This window comes from Cloacibacterium normanense (genome assembly GCF_002943105.1).
In the GTDB taxonomy this organism is placed as follows: Bacteria; Bacteroidota; Bacteroidia; order Flavobacteriales; family Weeksellaceae; genus Cloacibacterium.
Map to the genome: position 1 here is coordinate 368,161 of NZ_PTPZ01000001.1, position 15,183 is coordinate 383,343.

12 protein-coding genes and 1 tRNA gene are annotated in these 15,183 nt (G+C 33.8%); 6 read left to right on the forward strand and 7 right to left on the reverse strand.

Going from position 1 to position 15,183, the window contains the following annotated elements:
• The first annotated feature begins 7 nt into the window (after nucleotides 1–7).
• From C3729_RS01670 to C3729_RS01685, 4 genes are all read left to right on the forward strand, one after another.
• The gene (locus tag C3729_RS01670; RefSeq protein WP_104792544.1) at nucleotides 8–1,276 is read left to right on the forward strand and encodes an amidohydrolase family protein; all 1,269 of its coding nucleotides are present in this window, start codon (nucleotides 8–10) and stop codon (nucleotides 1,274–1,276) included.
• Nucleotides 1,277–1,306: 30 nt separating this feature from the next.
• Nucleotides 1,307–1,540, forward strand: a complete 234-nt coding sequence (locus tag C3729_RS01675) for a putative signal transducing protein (RefSeq protein ID WP_104792545.1) — start codon at nucleotides 1,307–1,309, stop codon at nucleotides 1,538–1,540.
• 14 nt (nucleotides 1,541–1,554) lie between these two features.
• Nucleotides 1,555–1,628: transfer RNA gene (locus C3729_RS01680), tRNA-Ala, on the forward strand.
• Nucleotides 1,629–1,849: 221 nt separating this feature from the next.
• A complete protein-coding gene (locus tag C3729_RS01685) occupies nucleotides 1,850–3,697 on the forward strand; it encodes a DNA topoisomerase 3 (protein ID WP_260204312.1) in 1,848 nt (615 codons plus the stop codon).
• A gap of 119 nt (nucleotides 3,698–3,816) precedes the next feature.
• On the opposite strand, the gene C3729_RS01690 is transcribed toward C3729_RS01685, so the two are convergent.
• From C3729_RS01690 to porQ, 3 genes are all read right to left on the reverse strand, one after another.
• Nucleotides 3,817–5,595, reverse strand: coding sequence for an endonuclease (locus C3729_RS01690; RefSeq protein WP_104792546.1), 1,779 nt, complete (start codon nucleotides 5,593–5,595; stop codon nucleotides 3,817–3,819).
• Between the two features lie 5 nt (nucleotides 5,596–5,600).
• Nucleotides 5,601–6,137, reverse strand: a complete 537-nt coding sequence (locus tag C3729_RS01695; protein ID WP_104792547.1) for a tRNA methyl transferase PRC-barrel domain-containing protein — start codon at nucleotides 6,135–6,137, stop codon at nucleotides 5,601–5,603.
• 1,038 nt (nucleotides 6,138–7,175) lie between these two features.
• A complete protein-coding gene (gene porQ / locus C3729_RS01700) occupies nucleotides 7,176–8,174 on the reverse strand; it encodes a type IX secretion system protein PorQ (RefSeq protein ID WP_104792548.1) in 999 nt (332 codons plus the stop codon).
• Between the two features lie 172 nt (nucleotides 8,175–8,346).
• On the opposite strand from porQ, the gene pyrH reads away from it, so the two are divergent.
• Together pyrH and frr are read left to right on the forward strand one after the other, a co-directional pair.
• Nucleotides 8,347–9,054, forward strand: coding sequence for a UMP kinase (gene pyrH / locus C3729_RS01705; protein ID WP_069796895.1), 708 nt, complete (start codon nucleotides 8,347–8,349; stop codon nucleotides 9,052–9,054).
• 29 nt (nucleotides 9,055–9,083) lie between these two features.
• Nucleotides 9,084–9,638: a ribosome recycling factor gene (gene frr, locus C3729_RS01710; protein WP_069796893.1), complete on the forward strand. Its 555-nt coding sequence runs from the start codon at nucleotides 9,084–9,086 to the stop codon at nucleotides 9,636–9,638.
• A 110-nt stretch (nucleotides 9,639–9,748) separates the two neighbouring features.
• On the opposite strand, the gene C3729_RS01715 is transcribed toward frr, so the two are convergent.
• From C3729_RS01715 to C3729_RS01730, 4 genes are all read right to left on the reverse strand, one after another.
• A complete protein-coding gene (locus tag C3729_RS01715; RefSeq protein WP_104792549.1) occupies nucleotides 9,749–11,203 on the reverse strand; it encodes an LptF/LptG family permease in 1,455 nt (484 codons plus the stop codon).
• Between the two features lie 252 nt (nucleotides 11,204–11,455).
• The gene (locus C3729_RS01720) at nucleotides 11,456–12,085 is read right to left on the reverse strand and encodes a LolA family protein (protein WP_104792550.1); all 630 of its coding nucleotides are present in this window, start codon (nucleotides 12,083–12,085) and stop codon (nucleotides 11,456–11,458) included.
• 72 nt (nucleotides 12,086–12,157) lie between these two features.
• The gene (locus tag C3729_RS01725) at nucleotides 12,158–12,703 is read right to left on the reverse strand and encodes a hypothetical protein (RefSeq protein ID WP_104792551.1); all 546 of its coding nucleotides are present in this window, start codon (nucleotides 12,701–12,703) and stop codon (nucleotides 12,158–12,160) included.
• Nucleotides 12,704–12,712: 9 nt separating this feature from the next.
• On the reverse strand, nucleotides 12,713–15,169 hold the full coding sequence (locus C3729_RS01730) for an FtsK/SpoIIIE family DNA translocase (RefSeq protein WP_104792552.1): 2,457 nt from the start codon (nucleotides 15,167–15,169) through the stop codon (nucleotides 12,713–12,715).
• Between the last annotated feature and the right edge of the window lie 14 nt (nucleotides 15,170–15,183).

Consider the following 15,183-nt stretch of genomic DNA (forward strand, 5'->3'; position numbering starts at 1 on the left):
AAATTTCATGAAAAAAATATTTTTCACTTTATATATTTTGGTTTCGGCAATGGTTTTGGCACAAAGACCAAATCCTGCACCTGCACAAAAAAATCCAATTGCGATTACCAATGCCACGATTCACACCGCTACAGGAACGGTTTTAAATAATGCTTCCCTAGTTTTTGAAAACGGAAAAATTACCCAGATTAATGGAATCATTCCGAGTAATGCAGAAGTCATCAATGTCCAAAATAAACATGTTTATCCGGGTTTTATTTTGGTGAACAATACATTAGGCTTGGTGGAAATTTCCGCAACCAATGCCACTGTAGATTATAGAGAAGCCAATGACATTTCGCCAGAAGTCCGTTCGCTCATCTCTTTTAATACAGATTCTCACGTTATTCCTGTGATTAGAAGCAATGGCGTTTTATTGACTCAGCCAGTTCTGAAACATGGGACATTGTCTTGCACCTCTTCCATCATGCAATTAGACGCTTGGAACTGGGAAGATGCAGTGGTAGCTACGGATAATGTTTTGCATCTTTCTTGGCCTGAAATTTTTAGAATAGACGATGAAAAAAGAAACAAAGAATTCCAAACCAGAAGAACAGAAAAAATTAAAGAACTGACTTTACTGTTTCAAAGAGCGCAACAATATGATAATCAGCAAGTCAAAGATTATAAACTGAATGCCATAAAACCAGTCTTTGAAAACAGAAAACTATTTGTAGAAGTAGCAGGAGCCAATGAAACGCTGGAAGTGATTGCTTGGGCCAATAAATTAAACCTTAGAAATGTAGTGCTCATCGGTGAAAGCAATTTGGTAGGGGTTTTAGATGATATCAAAAAAAGCAATTTCCCACTCATCATCAAGAGAGTTCACAGTTTGCCAGTCAACAGTTCTGATTCTCCGAGATTACCGTATGAATTTGCAAAATTGGTGCAAGATAAAGGTATTCTCTATGGGTTAGATTACAGCGGAGATATGGAATACCAAAATTCTAGAAATCTTCCGTTTTTGGCTGGAACTACAGTTGCTTATGGTGTAGAAAAAGAAAAAGCCTTACAAAGCATCACCATTAACCTAGCCAAAATGTTGGGAATAGATAAAAACTACGGAACTTTAGAAGTAGGCAAAAGCGCAACACTCTTCATTTCTGAGGGCGATGCACTGGATCAATTGACCAATAATGTTACTGAAGCCTTCATAGATGGTAGAAAAATTAATCTAGACAATCAGCAGAAAGAACTTTACAAAACATATCAAGAGAAGTATCGATTAAATCAGTAATTTTTATAAATTTGTGTTAAAATTAGAAATATGGGAGCAGAATTACCAAGAGTTTCGGTATTTGAAGCAGATGAAATGGTTCAGATACAAATCGTGAAAAAGAAATTAGAAGATGCAGGAATCGCTTGTTCAGTAAGCAATAAATACCTTAATAATTTGCTTTCTACACCTACTGCAACCGCGCTAAAGTTGGAGGTGAACATTCATGACGAGCAAAAAGCTTTTGAAATAATAGACCATTATTTGGCAGAAAAAGAAAACTAAGTTTTCTTTTTTATGGGGAATTAGCTCATCTGGCTAGAGCGTTAGACTGGCAGTCTAAAGGTGGTGGGTTCGAGTCCCATATTCTCCACAAATAAACTTTAAAACACTTGCAATTTTGTGAGTGTTTTTTTGTTTTAAAACAAATTTTATACCCGAAAAGGTATAATCTATATAATTAAATCTATTTTTATACCCGAGAAGGTATATTATTTAACTTTCAAAACGCATTCCTTAAAGCATATTTTTGTAAATTTATTTCTTTTTTAAAATAAAAAAAATGCATTTTTGCAGCCCTTTTAGAATTCAACCATGAAACTTTGTATTGCAGAAAAACCAAGTGTAGCAAGAGATATCGCTAAAGTTTTGGGAGCCACCACTCCTAAAAGTGGCTATATGGAAGGCAATGGTTACTGCGTAACGTGGACTTTCGGACATCTCTGCACCTTGAAAGAACCTCACGATTATGCACCCGAATACAAAGCGTGGAATCTCTTCTTACTGCCCATAATTCCTAAAAATTTCGGAATTAAATTGATTAATAATACCGGTGTAGAAAGACAGTTCAAAGTCATTGAGTCTTTGGTCAAAGAATGTGATGAGGTCATCAATTGTGGGGATGCTGGTCAAGAAGGAGAACTCATTCAGCGATGGGTTTTACAAAAAGCCAAATGTGATAAACCCGTAAAAAGATTGTGGATTTCTTCTTTGACCGAAGATGCCATAAAGGAAGGTTTTGAAAAATTAAAATCTGCTGAAGATTACAAAAATCTCTACTTAGCAGGTAACGCCAGAGCAATAGGAGATTGGCTTCTCGGAATTAATGCTACCCGTTTATTCACCAAAAAATTTGGCGGAAACAAAGCCGTTTTATCAATTGGGAGAGTACAAACGCCTACTTTGGCAATGCTCGTAAAACGCCAAAAAGAAATAGACGCCTTCGTGCAAAAAGACTATTGGGAGCTTAAAACCAAATACCGAGAAGTAATTTTCACAGCAGCAATTGACCGTTTACAATCGGCAGAAAGAGCTGAAAAAGGTTTGGAATATCTCAAACAAAATCTTTTTGAAATCATTGCTTTTGAAATCAAAGAAGGAAAAGAAAAAAATCCTCGATTGTTTGACTTAACGGGACTTCAGGTAGAAGCTAATAAAAAATACGGATTTTCAGCAGAAAGCACACTTAATTATATCCAAAGCCTCTACGAGAAAAAACACACTACTTATCCTAGAGTAGATACCACCTATCTTTCGGAGAATTTATATCCAAAAATTTCGGGAATTCTTAGAAGCATGAATTTTTATTCAGACTTAACAGCTCCTCTTTTAGAAGCGCCAATTCCAATGTCAAAAGCCGTTTTTGATGATGCCAAAGTGACTGACCATCATGCAATTATCCCAACGGAAATTCCGCCAACTTCCAATTTAACCAGAGAAGAAAAATTAGTCTATGATTTGGTGGCGAAGCGTTTTATAGCGGTTTTTTATCCAGAATGTAAAATTTCGAATACTTTGGTAGAAGGTCAGGTAGGAACCATCAATTTCAAAGCATCGGGAAAACAAATTCTCGAGCCAGGTTGGCGCTTAGTCTATGCCAAAGACCAAAAAGAAACGACTGAAAAAGAAGAAAAAAACGAAGAACAACTTATTCCCGAATTTACAGTGGGCGAAAAAGGCGAACACGAACCTTTCGTGCATCAGGGAAGAACTTCTCCGCCAAAACCATATACAGAAGCTACATTGCTGAGAGCCATGGAAACTGCAGGAAGACAAGTGGAAGACGAAGAACTGCGTGAACTTTTGAAAAACAACGGCATCGGTAGACCTTCTACCAGAGCAAACATCATAGAAACACTTTTTAAAAGAAAATACATCGAAAAGAAAAGGAAAAATCTTTTCGCGACTCAAACGGGTATTGATTTAATTGATACCATAGAAGATGAATTATTAAAAAGTGCCGAACTAACAGGAGAGTGGGAACAAAAACTCAGAAAAATTGAAAAAGGCGAATATGAAGCGCAAAAATTCAAAGAAGAACTTATCGAAATGGTAACCCAACTCACCAAAAAAGTCATAGACAGCAAAGGAAAAGTAATCTCTTTTCAAGAAGAAAAACCTGCCAAAACAAAAGACAAAAAGAACAAATCTCATGACAAATGATTTAAAATAATCATATAAGACTATTGTCTTTTAATTATAATTAAAAAATAATGAATCATTATAAAATAAAAAGCCAGAAGAAAATTTTTCTTCTGGCTTTTTCACATTACAATTTATAATTAGTCTACAATTATTTTTGTTGATTTACCTTGAATTTTTACAATATAAACTCCTTTTGGTAATTTAGTAAGATTAACTTTTTCTTTATTTCCTACATTTTTTACAACTTGAATCAATCTGCCATTCAAATCATAAATTTGAACACTTTCTTTTTTAGTAATACCGCTAATGTAAAACTCGTTGTTTGTTACTGGGTTTGGATAGATGGATAATTTTGAATTTTTTAAATTCACGTCATCAGTAGCCATAGCAGAATAACAAGTCCATGTTAAATTATCAAAAGAGACTCTATTGTTACTAGTATCTACTAATTCTATAATTACATTTCCTTCAACATTAATGTCATTAATGACTTGTGTTGTTGCTGTTTTAGAATAAGGGATTTGAGCTTTTACTACACCATTTACTTTAAGGCTATAGCTTCCCGCAGAATCAGAAAAAGGTAAATAGGTTCTCACTGTTAATGAACCTATTCCACCTGAGATAGTAGAAGATTTTAATGTTCCGTTTTTAATACAAATTGCTTTATTATTGTTACCATCAATATAAATTTGTGAATCTGTTCTAGCACTAGTTGCCGTCCATACAATGTTTTTATTTGTCCACGTTCTTCCTGCATAAGAAGAATCTGCTGTAGGGATACTTTCAAAATCTTCTGTTCCACAAGATGTTCCTGAGCCAGTTCCGCCTGTATCTCCTGTTCCACCAGTTGCTTCTGTTGTTCCACTTACGGTATTGCTGTTGGTTGATTTATTTCCGGCATAATCTCTAGCTACAATATAAAAACTGTAAGTAGTAGATGGAGATAGACTAGAAATAGTAGCGCCAGGATTATATACAGTTGTATTGTAGATATTATCCACATATACATCATAGCTGCCAATTCCTACATTATCTGTAGAAGCTGTCCATGCTAAAACAATACTTGTAGAGGTTTTTCCTGTAACATTTAAGTTAGTAGGAGTTGTAGGAGCTTCAGTGTCTGTAGTGGAACCACTTCCACCTCCAGAAATGCTGTCTGGCCAAGTGTTCTGTGCAGACGGACCTCCCCAGATTACGGTTGCTAAATATGGATTATCTATAAATGGATTTCTATTGTGCTGAATATTATACACTACATTATTTCTATTTCTTTCAAAGTCAGACACAGGATCTTCAACATTCCATTTAAGAAGTATATCTGGGAAATCAGAAGAATAAGTAGCAGGATTCATTGTGATATTTAGAGGTAAACATTGGTTCTTATATCTCACATACATGTACATTAGTATTCTTGCTACGTCACCTTTCCATTCATCTCCTGGATACCAACCTCCTCGATTAGTAGAATAAGCCGTAGCACCTGAACCATCGTCAAATAATAAACTTCCTCTAGTACTATTTAATGTGTTGTCTGCAGGGCGAAGATGGTGACCATCTGATCCAGGACCAGATGTTCCTAGATTTGGTGTTCCTTTTGATTTTGCATAAACGTGCTCTCTATTCCAAGTTCCAGAGTAAGGACGACTTCTTTGATGGGTTCCAGATGCTTGAGAGCCATATATCAACAGTAAATTAGAAGGATTTTGAGGATCTGCGTCACTTGTTTTAAAAAGGTCTGCTAATCCCGCAGAATAAGAAATATTCTGTGTGTGTGTATTGGTAATAAGTGTAGCAAGGTCTGCTTTAAGATCATTTTTTGTCTTGCTAAAATTAATGCCAGAATAGTAAGAAGGCGCTGATTGCGCAAAAGCAAACACTGTAAGAATGCATGCCAAGAAAGAAATTTTTAATTTCATAATGTTTAGGGGATAAAAATGTTTAATAACATTGTGTTTTTATAATGTATAGATAATTTATGGTTAAAGAGATCAATTCTAAATAATTGGTCAAACTTTAGGAAGATATAATTTTTAAACTCAAAAAATAATGCAATAAATGTTTGATTTTCTAACTCTATTTTTACTTCTACAGGGGTATTATTTTCTAATGTTGAGATATTTGTATAAACTAGACCTTCATTTTTATCAATGGCAACTACTTTTATAAAAAGCCCCGGATGATCTATTCCTTCTCCTACAAAAATCCTATTCTCTTTTTTATTTATTCCTATTACATATAAAGGTTTTTTTTTACCACCTACATTAATTCCCTTTCTTTGACCTAACCTAAAATTAGTCCAACCTTCATGTTCTCCTACCAAAATCCCGTCAAAAAGTGAATATTGCCTTTTTTGTGATGCAGATAAAAAATCTGTTTCTGTGGATAAATTGGATAAAATATCACTTTTGTAAATAAGTGAGGATGATAATATCTCTACAATTTGTCCTTTTTGGTTCATTTTATTCTAATTCCCTTTGGGTGAAGTCTTTAGGTGAAAGAGGGCGGCTAAGCTAGGTATTATATTTTAATTATGTACTATGTTATTATTTTTTTTTTCAAAATCATAACATAAATCATTTTAAAATAGGAATTTCAAAAAGAGGGAAAATCTAATTATGATAATACGAGGGGAAACATTTTAAAGAATATTGTGTGTAAAAGATAATATATCTGTCAAAATTTTGAAATGTAAAAAGTAAAATAATACGAATTGTAAATTTCTTATTTTTTTATGTTTAGTAAACCTTCAATGTTTTTTTTAAGAGAGAGTTGGGAAAATAGACACTTGTTTAGCAATAGCTATAATTAGTCAAGTTTATCCTCGAGTTCAATTATTTCAGGGTATTTTATCGAATAAAGAATATAGTATTTGTTTCCTTTTTTGTATTTGTTTTTATAATTGAAAATTCCTTTTTGATAAGTTTCATTTTTAGAAGTTTTATAACTGAAAATTGCCCAAACTTTCCAACCTCCTCTTGTGTATCTGCTTTCGAGATTAATTACTTCAGCGATTGTTTCGTCAGTTGGATAAGTATAGAGTATTTTTTGTATTCTTTTTTCAGTAATATTTCCAGTAATAATAATTGATGTGAAAACTCCACTTATATTTAAAGATATTATTACTATGTTTTTAAAAGTTTGTTGAAACCATAAACTTTTATTTGCATTGAATTTTGGTTTACTGAAACTATAATGTTTTCTAAAAATCGAAAATATAAGTACTAACCAACCAAAAAAGAAAGCGAAATAACTTATGATTCCTAAAAAACTACTTTCTTTATATCCAAGAAAAAAAGTTAATGAAAATCCAATGAGTATTAATAGAATGCTAAAAAAATAAAGCTTTACTTCTCACTCTAAATATTTTGTGAAATGTTTATTTTACAATTACAGATAACGTTTTGCGGTACGAAAAATTATTTATCCAAATATACAAAAGATTTCTTTCTGTTCGTTTTATGAAATCTAAAATCTAGAATCTAAAATTTTAAAATAATCAACGTCTATTTCCAGAAAGTTCTACCAAATCCAGCATTAAGCCAATTTGATTCACATTGTCGGCGTTGTGATAACGAACATGGGAATAATCAAACCTAAAAGAAGAGATTTTGATTCCAAAGCCAAAACTCAATCCAGAGAAATTTCTTTGGTCCAAAACAGCGAGTTCGTTTCCGCGTTTTACATTATAACCCATTCTAATGTTGAAGGCTTGTTCAGGAAACAATTCGATGCCACCAGAAAAATGGTCCATCAATTTTCTACCAAAACCGATTTCTTTTCCATTAATATCATACGATTGAGAAATATTGAATTGCTGCAAATCATGATAAGTAATGGTGTAAGCTAAAGGAAAATCTGGCAAAATTTTGGTGTAACCGATATCTGCTCGGAAAGGCAATTGTTCTTTGGTTCCGTTGTAAGATTTGATTTGATAGCCAAAATTTCTGAAAACTAGAGCTAAAGTTTCTTTGGATTGTTCATTGTGATAAGTCACTCCAGCATTCGCAGAAATGGCCGAAGAAGTATAATTGTCGATTTTAGAAGTCAGGTAATTCACATTGGCGCCAATCGTGAAATCATCATCAAACTGATAAGCATAACCTACACCAAATGAAGCATCCATTGCAGAAAATTCGCCATTTACATTCCCAAATTCATCAGTTCTAGGTGTTTTTCCAAAGTCCAAAACTCTAGCATTGACGGAAATGAAATGTCCCGCCGTTAAATCTTTCACGTAATTAATGCTTCCTAAATTAGAACCCGCAATGTAAGAACCGTAATTAATCCCGATTCTATTGTCCATGTCTAGATTCATCAAAGCAGGATTAATGGCTGCAAAATTCACGTCATAATCTCGTACAGAAACCGCATCACCACCTAAAACAGCTTGTCTGGCAGAAACGGGAACATTGAGAAAAGGATAGACCTTGGTTCCAGTTTGTGCAGAAGCCCATAATGCGAATAAACAGAAGGATGTGGTAAATAGTTTCTTCAAAATTTCAATTATAACTTTGCAAAAATAATTTATTTTACACTTTAACAAAAATTAAATGTGAAAACATAATTCTATTAACGAAATTCTTTACGATTCATTATATTTGCAGTAAATTTATTTTTTGCCTCAAATCTATACTTTTTGAGACACCATTTTTGATAAAAATATAACAATGAAATACAAAAGAGTTCTTTTAAAATTAAGCGGAGAAGCTTTAATGGGTAGCAGACAATACGGAATTGATAATGATCGATTGGTAGAATATGCTAAAGAAATTAAAAAAGTAGTAGATGCAGGCGTAGAATTAGCAATTGTAATAGGTGGAGGAAATATTTTCCGTGGAGTAGCAGGAGCAGCCAAAGGTATGGATAGAGTGCAAGGTGATTATATGGGGATGTTGGCTACCGTAATTAATGGAATGGCGTTACAAGGCGCATTAGAAGACCAAGGCATTAAGACCAGATTGCAGTCTGCAATCGAGATGGACAAAGTAGCAGAGCCTTTCATCAAAAGAAGAGCAGTAAGACACTTGGAAAAAGGAAGAGTGGTAATTTTCGGAGCAGGAACGGGTAACCCGTATTTTACGACAGATACTGCTGCAACATTGAGAGCCATAGAAATAGGCGCTGATGTAATTCTGAAAGGAACCAGAGTAGATGGAATCTACGATTCTGACCCAGAAAAAAATGCAGATGCAGTAAAATTCAATTCGCTTTCTTACGACGAAGTTTTTGAGAAAGATTTAAAAGTAATGGACATGACTGCATTTACCCTAAGTAAAGAAAATAATTTACCCATCATTGTTTTTGACATGAATAAAGACGGTAATTTATTAAAAGTAGTCTTAGGCGAAGAAGTAGGAACTCTTGTGAATATATAATGTGTAACTTATCAAATTTTCAATATACAATGGAAGAATTAAACATGATTATGGATATGGTAAAGCAAGAAATGGATGCTGCAATTAAGCACCTTGATCACGCTTTCCAAAAAATTAGAGCAGGTAGAGCTTCTACGTCTATGGTTCAAGATGTTGTGGTAGAATATTACGGAGCAATGTCGCCAATCAATCAAGTGGCGAATGTATCTGTTCCAGATGCGATGACGATTTCTATTCAACCATGGGATAGATCAGCGATTAACGCCATTGAAAAAGCGATTATCAATTCTAACCTTGGTTTTGCACCTTCTAATAATGGAGATACAATTATTCTAAACGTTCCGCCATTAACTGAAGAAAGACGTAGAGATTTAGCAAAACAAGCGAAAGCGGAAACCGAACAAACCAAAGTAACCATCAGAAATGCTAGACAAGATGGTATGAAAGAGCTTAAAAAATTAGATGGCGTTTCTGAAGATATCATCAAAGATACAGAAGCTAAAATTCAAGAATTGACAGACAAGTATGTGAAATTAGCAGACGAACATCTTAAAGCAAAAGAAACAGATATTTTCAAAATCTAATGCTCATAAACTTAAGAAAAACAAAAAACTCCAGAATTTCTGGAGTTTTTTTATTATAAAATTTTGAATCTCATATCTAGAATCTCATATCTAGCATCTAGAATATAAACCTATTGATACCTTTCATGTTCTCTTTCTTTCACAAACTTGCTCCAAAGAGGCTTGGTCAATGCTTTGTATTTTTCTACATCAAAAACTTGAGAATCGGTAAGCGCTTTATACGTGAGCCAAACACCAAAAGGAAATAAAACCAAATTAGAAAGCCAAGCTCCGAAATAAGGATTGAGTTTTCCTTTCCAAGTAATATTTTCTACCGTCAAGTTCATCACATAGAAGACAATAAAAATGATAATTGCAATCACCACAGGTAAACCTACACCTCCTTTTCTGATGATAGAACCCAAACTTGCGCCAATCATAAAGAAAATAAGACAAGTCACGGAATAAGCAATAATCCCTTGCTGATACATGATAATCTTGTTGTAATACTTTACAATATCTAAGATTTGGGTGTCCTTATTCTTTTTTTCGTTTTGTAGAAAAGAAATTTTAGTATAGGCTTGATAGAGTACTTCTAACCTTTTATCTTCTTTTAATTTTTCTATTGCAAAAGGTTCTGTAGGTTTGGCAGGATTTTTAATTTTGTCGATGTAAGTCACATAATTATTGGTTTGTCCTACCATTTCAGAGTTAATTGAATTAAAACTAAAGTCGTTTTCTTTCTTAACTTTTACAATCGTTTTATTAATCTCTTTATAATTTTGAAAACGGTAATCGTCTGTAATTTTTTCGTCTTCTATGGCTTTGTTAATGACATCACTCACATCAAAATGCTGAACCAGAGAATCAAATTTTACCGATTGACCAGGCTGTTTCAGTCGTTCTAAATAATTTTTATCTTGAATATTATCTTCGAAAATATAACCATCATATAAAACCAACTTCAAATAATTTCTATTCGCAGCGGGTGTAAATTCACCTTTTTTAGCGATAATTGTTCTTTGGTCTTCATAAGCATTAGCCACTTTGTGCACAAAAACGCCTTCTAAATGTTCACCGTTTTCCCCATAAATTTTGTCAAATTTTACCGTTGCTCCAGGCAATGAATTGATAAATTGTCCTGCGGTAAAGTTGATGGCGGGTTTGGTGGCGGCAATATTGTACATCATGTTTTTGGCCTTCCTCTGAAAATCTGGAATGACATTATTTGAAAACACAAAAAGCATGATGGAAAGTAAAGAAACTACTACAAACAGAGGCATCATAATTCTTGTAAGGGAAATTCCTGCAGATTTCATGGCGGCGAGTTCATAGCGCTCCCCGAAATCTCCAAAAGTCATAATGGAAGCCAAAAGAATCGTGAGTGGTAATACCATTTTGACAACGTTTACACTCAGATAAAACAAGAATTTTACAATTTCCCAATTGCTCAAGCCTTTTCCTGTAAACTGCGAAAGCTGAATCCATACAATATTCACCATAAAGATGAAAAACAGCACGCTGAAAATAAATAGAAACGGCCCGAAAAAGGTTTTTATAATATATTGATCGAGTTTCTTTAACATTTGCCAAAATTATGAAAAAAGTTAGAATTATTTTGGTTTTAGTTCTTTTGTCTTGAAACAAAAGAACCAAAAGTTCAAGACTTGAATGCTCAGCTAAATAATTGAAATCTATTCTAAAATCCCTGAAACTTGTCTTCGCTTTGCTTCGACTTCAAACATCAGGAATTTTTTAACGCCTAGATTTCAATTATTTTTAACGCCTCCGCATTCTATGTCATAGAAAAATCCTTCTCATTTTGAGAAGGATTAACGTTATAATTCAGTAATGAGGTAATTCTTGTACTTGGTTTTATCAAAGCTAAAAGTAGAAGCACTTAAACTTTGGTTTTCTTTGTATTGATTTACGGTTATCACGGCCAAATCATTGCCTGATGAAGTCTGTACAATTTTAGCAATCTGCTTTTTAGGCGTATTGATATACAACACCACACTTTTTACCCCATTATCTTTTACAGGAACCATTTTGATGAGGTCTAGACCGCCACTTTTCCCTGCATAAGTTACGGTGTAGCCTGTTTTGTATTCATCAAGGTAGTTGATAGGTGAAAGTGCTTTTTCCGAACCATTCGGTTGAGCAATTGTCACTTCTTGGTCTTCTTTAGAAATGTTGTACACTTTTTTCCCGTCAAAAATCTGCTCATTACCCATGATATTCAGTTTATACTGAGTAGGAGTAGAGTAGAAGATTCCCGTTTCGGTTTTGCTCACTTTTCCAGTTCCCGTTCCGTAAGAAAACTTGAAGTACGTATTTTTTTTGGCTTTATAATTTTTAGAAACGGTTTCTAAAATAGTTTTGGCTTTAGCATCTACTTTTTGCGCAAATGAAAAGGTAAAACTTCCAACCAAAGCACTTGCTAATATAATCTTGTTAAAATATTTCATGTTTTTATTTTTAATGATTCTTGGTGTAGATTTCAAAAAGCGAGCCAAGAAATCTTAAATTTTCTTAACGTTTTAATTTTTTCGTTTTCTAAGATACTTGCTAAATATATTTATGTATCTGTCATCAAAACGTACCAATGTTATTTGATTCCATTTAATTTGGGTTTCTTCATCACTCAAAAAACCTTTTGAGTCAAAGTAATGGATATAAACTGAATTTTTGTTGACTTTAACTATTGGTCCAATATCAAATGTCTTATCATCTATATCTTCATTTTCGATGATAACATTTAAATGAGTTTTTTTTATTGATTTAAATAATGTTTCCCAATTATTAAGATTTATTTTATGTTTTAAATTCACCTTTTCAAGAAGATTTTCACCTTGTAATATTTTATGATAATATTTGTCAGAATTATTTCTTCTTATTTTCTCAATTGTTGATATTGGAAAAATCACATATCCTAAAATATTGAAATCATCACTTTCATGAATAATTAAAAATTCTTTAGAATACGCTACAATGAATCCACTTATGGTTTCAAAATCTCCTCGAAAAATTTTACAAAAATTTTTCTCTTCAAAGTGAAGTTTAATTTGAGAACTTAAATTTTCCATAATTATTTATTACTTCCTCAATTCTTCCAAGAAACTTTCCAAAGAATTTAAATCAGAAATCATGACTTCTCTTGCTTTTGCACCGTTGAAACCGCCTACAATTCCTGCAGCTTCTAATTGGTCCATAATTCTTCCTGCTCTGTTGTAGCCCAATTTTAATTGTCTCTGAAGCATAGAAGTAGAACCTTGTTGTGTAGAAACAATAATTCTAGCCGCTTCTTCGAAGAGTTGGTCTTTTTCATTCGGGTCAAAACTTCCCACTGTAGAAGTGGTTTCTTCACCTGAATATTCAGGCAACATAAATGCAGAAGCGTAACCTTTTTGTTCGCCAATGTATTCTGCAATTTTTTCCACTTCTGGAGTATCTACAAATGCACATTGCAATCTTAATAAGTCATTTCCGTTGAAATAGAGCATATCACCTTTTCCTATCAATTGCTCTGCACCTGTAGAATCTAAAATGGTTCTGGAATCCACAGAAGAAATAACTCTAAAGGCTGCTCTCGCTGGGAAATTGGCTTTAATCATCCCTGTAATGACGTTTACAGACGGTCTTTGAGTCGCTACAATCAAGTGAATTCCCACCGCTCTTGCCAATTGGGCTAATCTGGCAATTGGAAGTTCTACTTCTTTTCCTGCTGTCATGATAAGGTCTGCAAATTCGTCTACTACAAGTACGATGTAAGGCATGTAACGGTGACCGTTTTCAGGATTCAGTTTGCGTTCTGTGAATTTCTTATTGTATTCCTTAATATTTTTACAAAAAGCATTTTTCAGCAAATCATAACGCGTATCCATCTCTATACAAAGAGAGTTCAGCGTGTTAATTACTTTATGTGTGTCCGTAATAATAGCGTCTTCACCATCTGGAAGTTTAGCCAAGTAATGTCTTTCAATTTTTGAATACAATGAAAGTTCTACTTTTTTAGGGTCTACCATCACAAATTTTAATTCTGATGGATGTTTTTTGTAAAGCAGGGAAGTAAGAATGGCATTAATCCCAACAGATTTTCCTTGTCCAGTTGCTCCAGCCATCAATAAGTGAGGCATTTTGGCTAAATCTGCCACGAAAACTTCATTAGAAATCGTTTTCCCGAAAACTACTGGCAAATCCATATCTGCATTTTGGAATTTAGGTGAAGAAATAACACTTCGCATAGAAACCATTGAAGGATTTTTGCGTGGAACTTCTATTCCTATCGTTCCTTTTCCTGGCATCGGTGCGATAATTCTAATGCCTAGAGCTGATAAATTTAAAGCAATATCATCTTGTAATTTTTTAATCGCCGCTACTCTGATTCCCGCTTCTGGAACAATTTCGTAAAGTGTAACCGTTGGACCGATGGTTGCTTTAATTTCTGCAATACCTACGTTGAAATTTTTCAGTAAGCCAACGATTTTATTTTTATTTTCTTCGAGTTCGTCTTTATTGATGGCGATTTCTTCGTTGCCATATTCTTTGAGCAACTCAATCTTTGGCATTTGGAAATTCGCCAAATCCAATTTATGGTCATACAAACCATGTTTGTCTACCAAATCTTTTGCTTTTCTTTCAGAATCGTCTAAATCTTCCTTCACTTCTTCAATACTGAAAGCAATATTGTCTGCAGGTTTTGTAGGCGTTTCTTCTTTTTGAAAACTAAAACCTGTAGGTTCTAAATCTTTCTCCTTTGTCATGTTGAGCACAGAAGAAGGTTCTGCGGACGAAGTCCTCGAAACATCTGTCTTAGGAACTTCCAAACCTGTCTGATTAGGCGTTTTAATGGTTTCAAAAGTTTCTGTTTTTGGAGCTTCAACTTCTGAAGTGACTTTTAAATTTTCAAAATGAGGTTCTTCTTTCAGTTCTTTGTCTGCTTCGAAATCTTCATCTGCATCATAATCTGGGGCAAACTTATCTTTAATAGAATCGATTTGATTTTTAATAGAACTCGGTCTGAGATTAAATTCCAAAACAAAATACAGGATAATCGCCGCTAAAAGTGTCATCCACAATCCGAAATCACCAATAATAGAAGCCAAATATTCTTGAATTTCATTTCCGAAAACGCCACTTAACGTTCCGTTTCCTTTGGTGATGGCACCCATAAGAATAGGGAGCCAACAAAGAAAAAAGAGAGAGTGAGAAACGGTTTTCCAGATTTTAAAATAGTTTTTCTTCAAGATTTGGAAACCTAAAACCATCATCAAAAAAGCCACAATGAAAGCAGCAATCCCGATACTGTCGAAAATAAAAATATTCCCGAGCCAATCTCCCACTTTTCCAAAAATATTAGAAGATTTAATGCTTTTATCCAACATTGCACCGGTCTGACTTTGGTTAGCCTTCCAGTTCAGTAAATAAGATGCGAAAGATAGTGCAAACACTACCGATAAAAACAAAAATAAAAGTCCGAAAAAAATTCTGGGTTTAGAAAGCGTCTTGCTTTCTTCTACCTCTTGTCTATTGTTAGATGCTAATTTTGCCATAATGTGATAACACG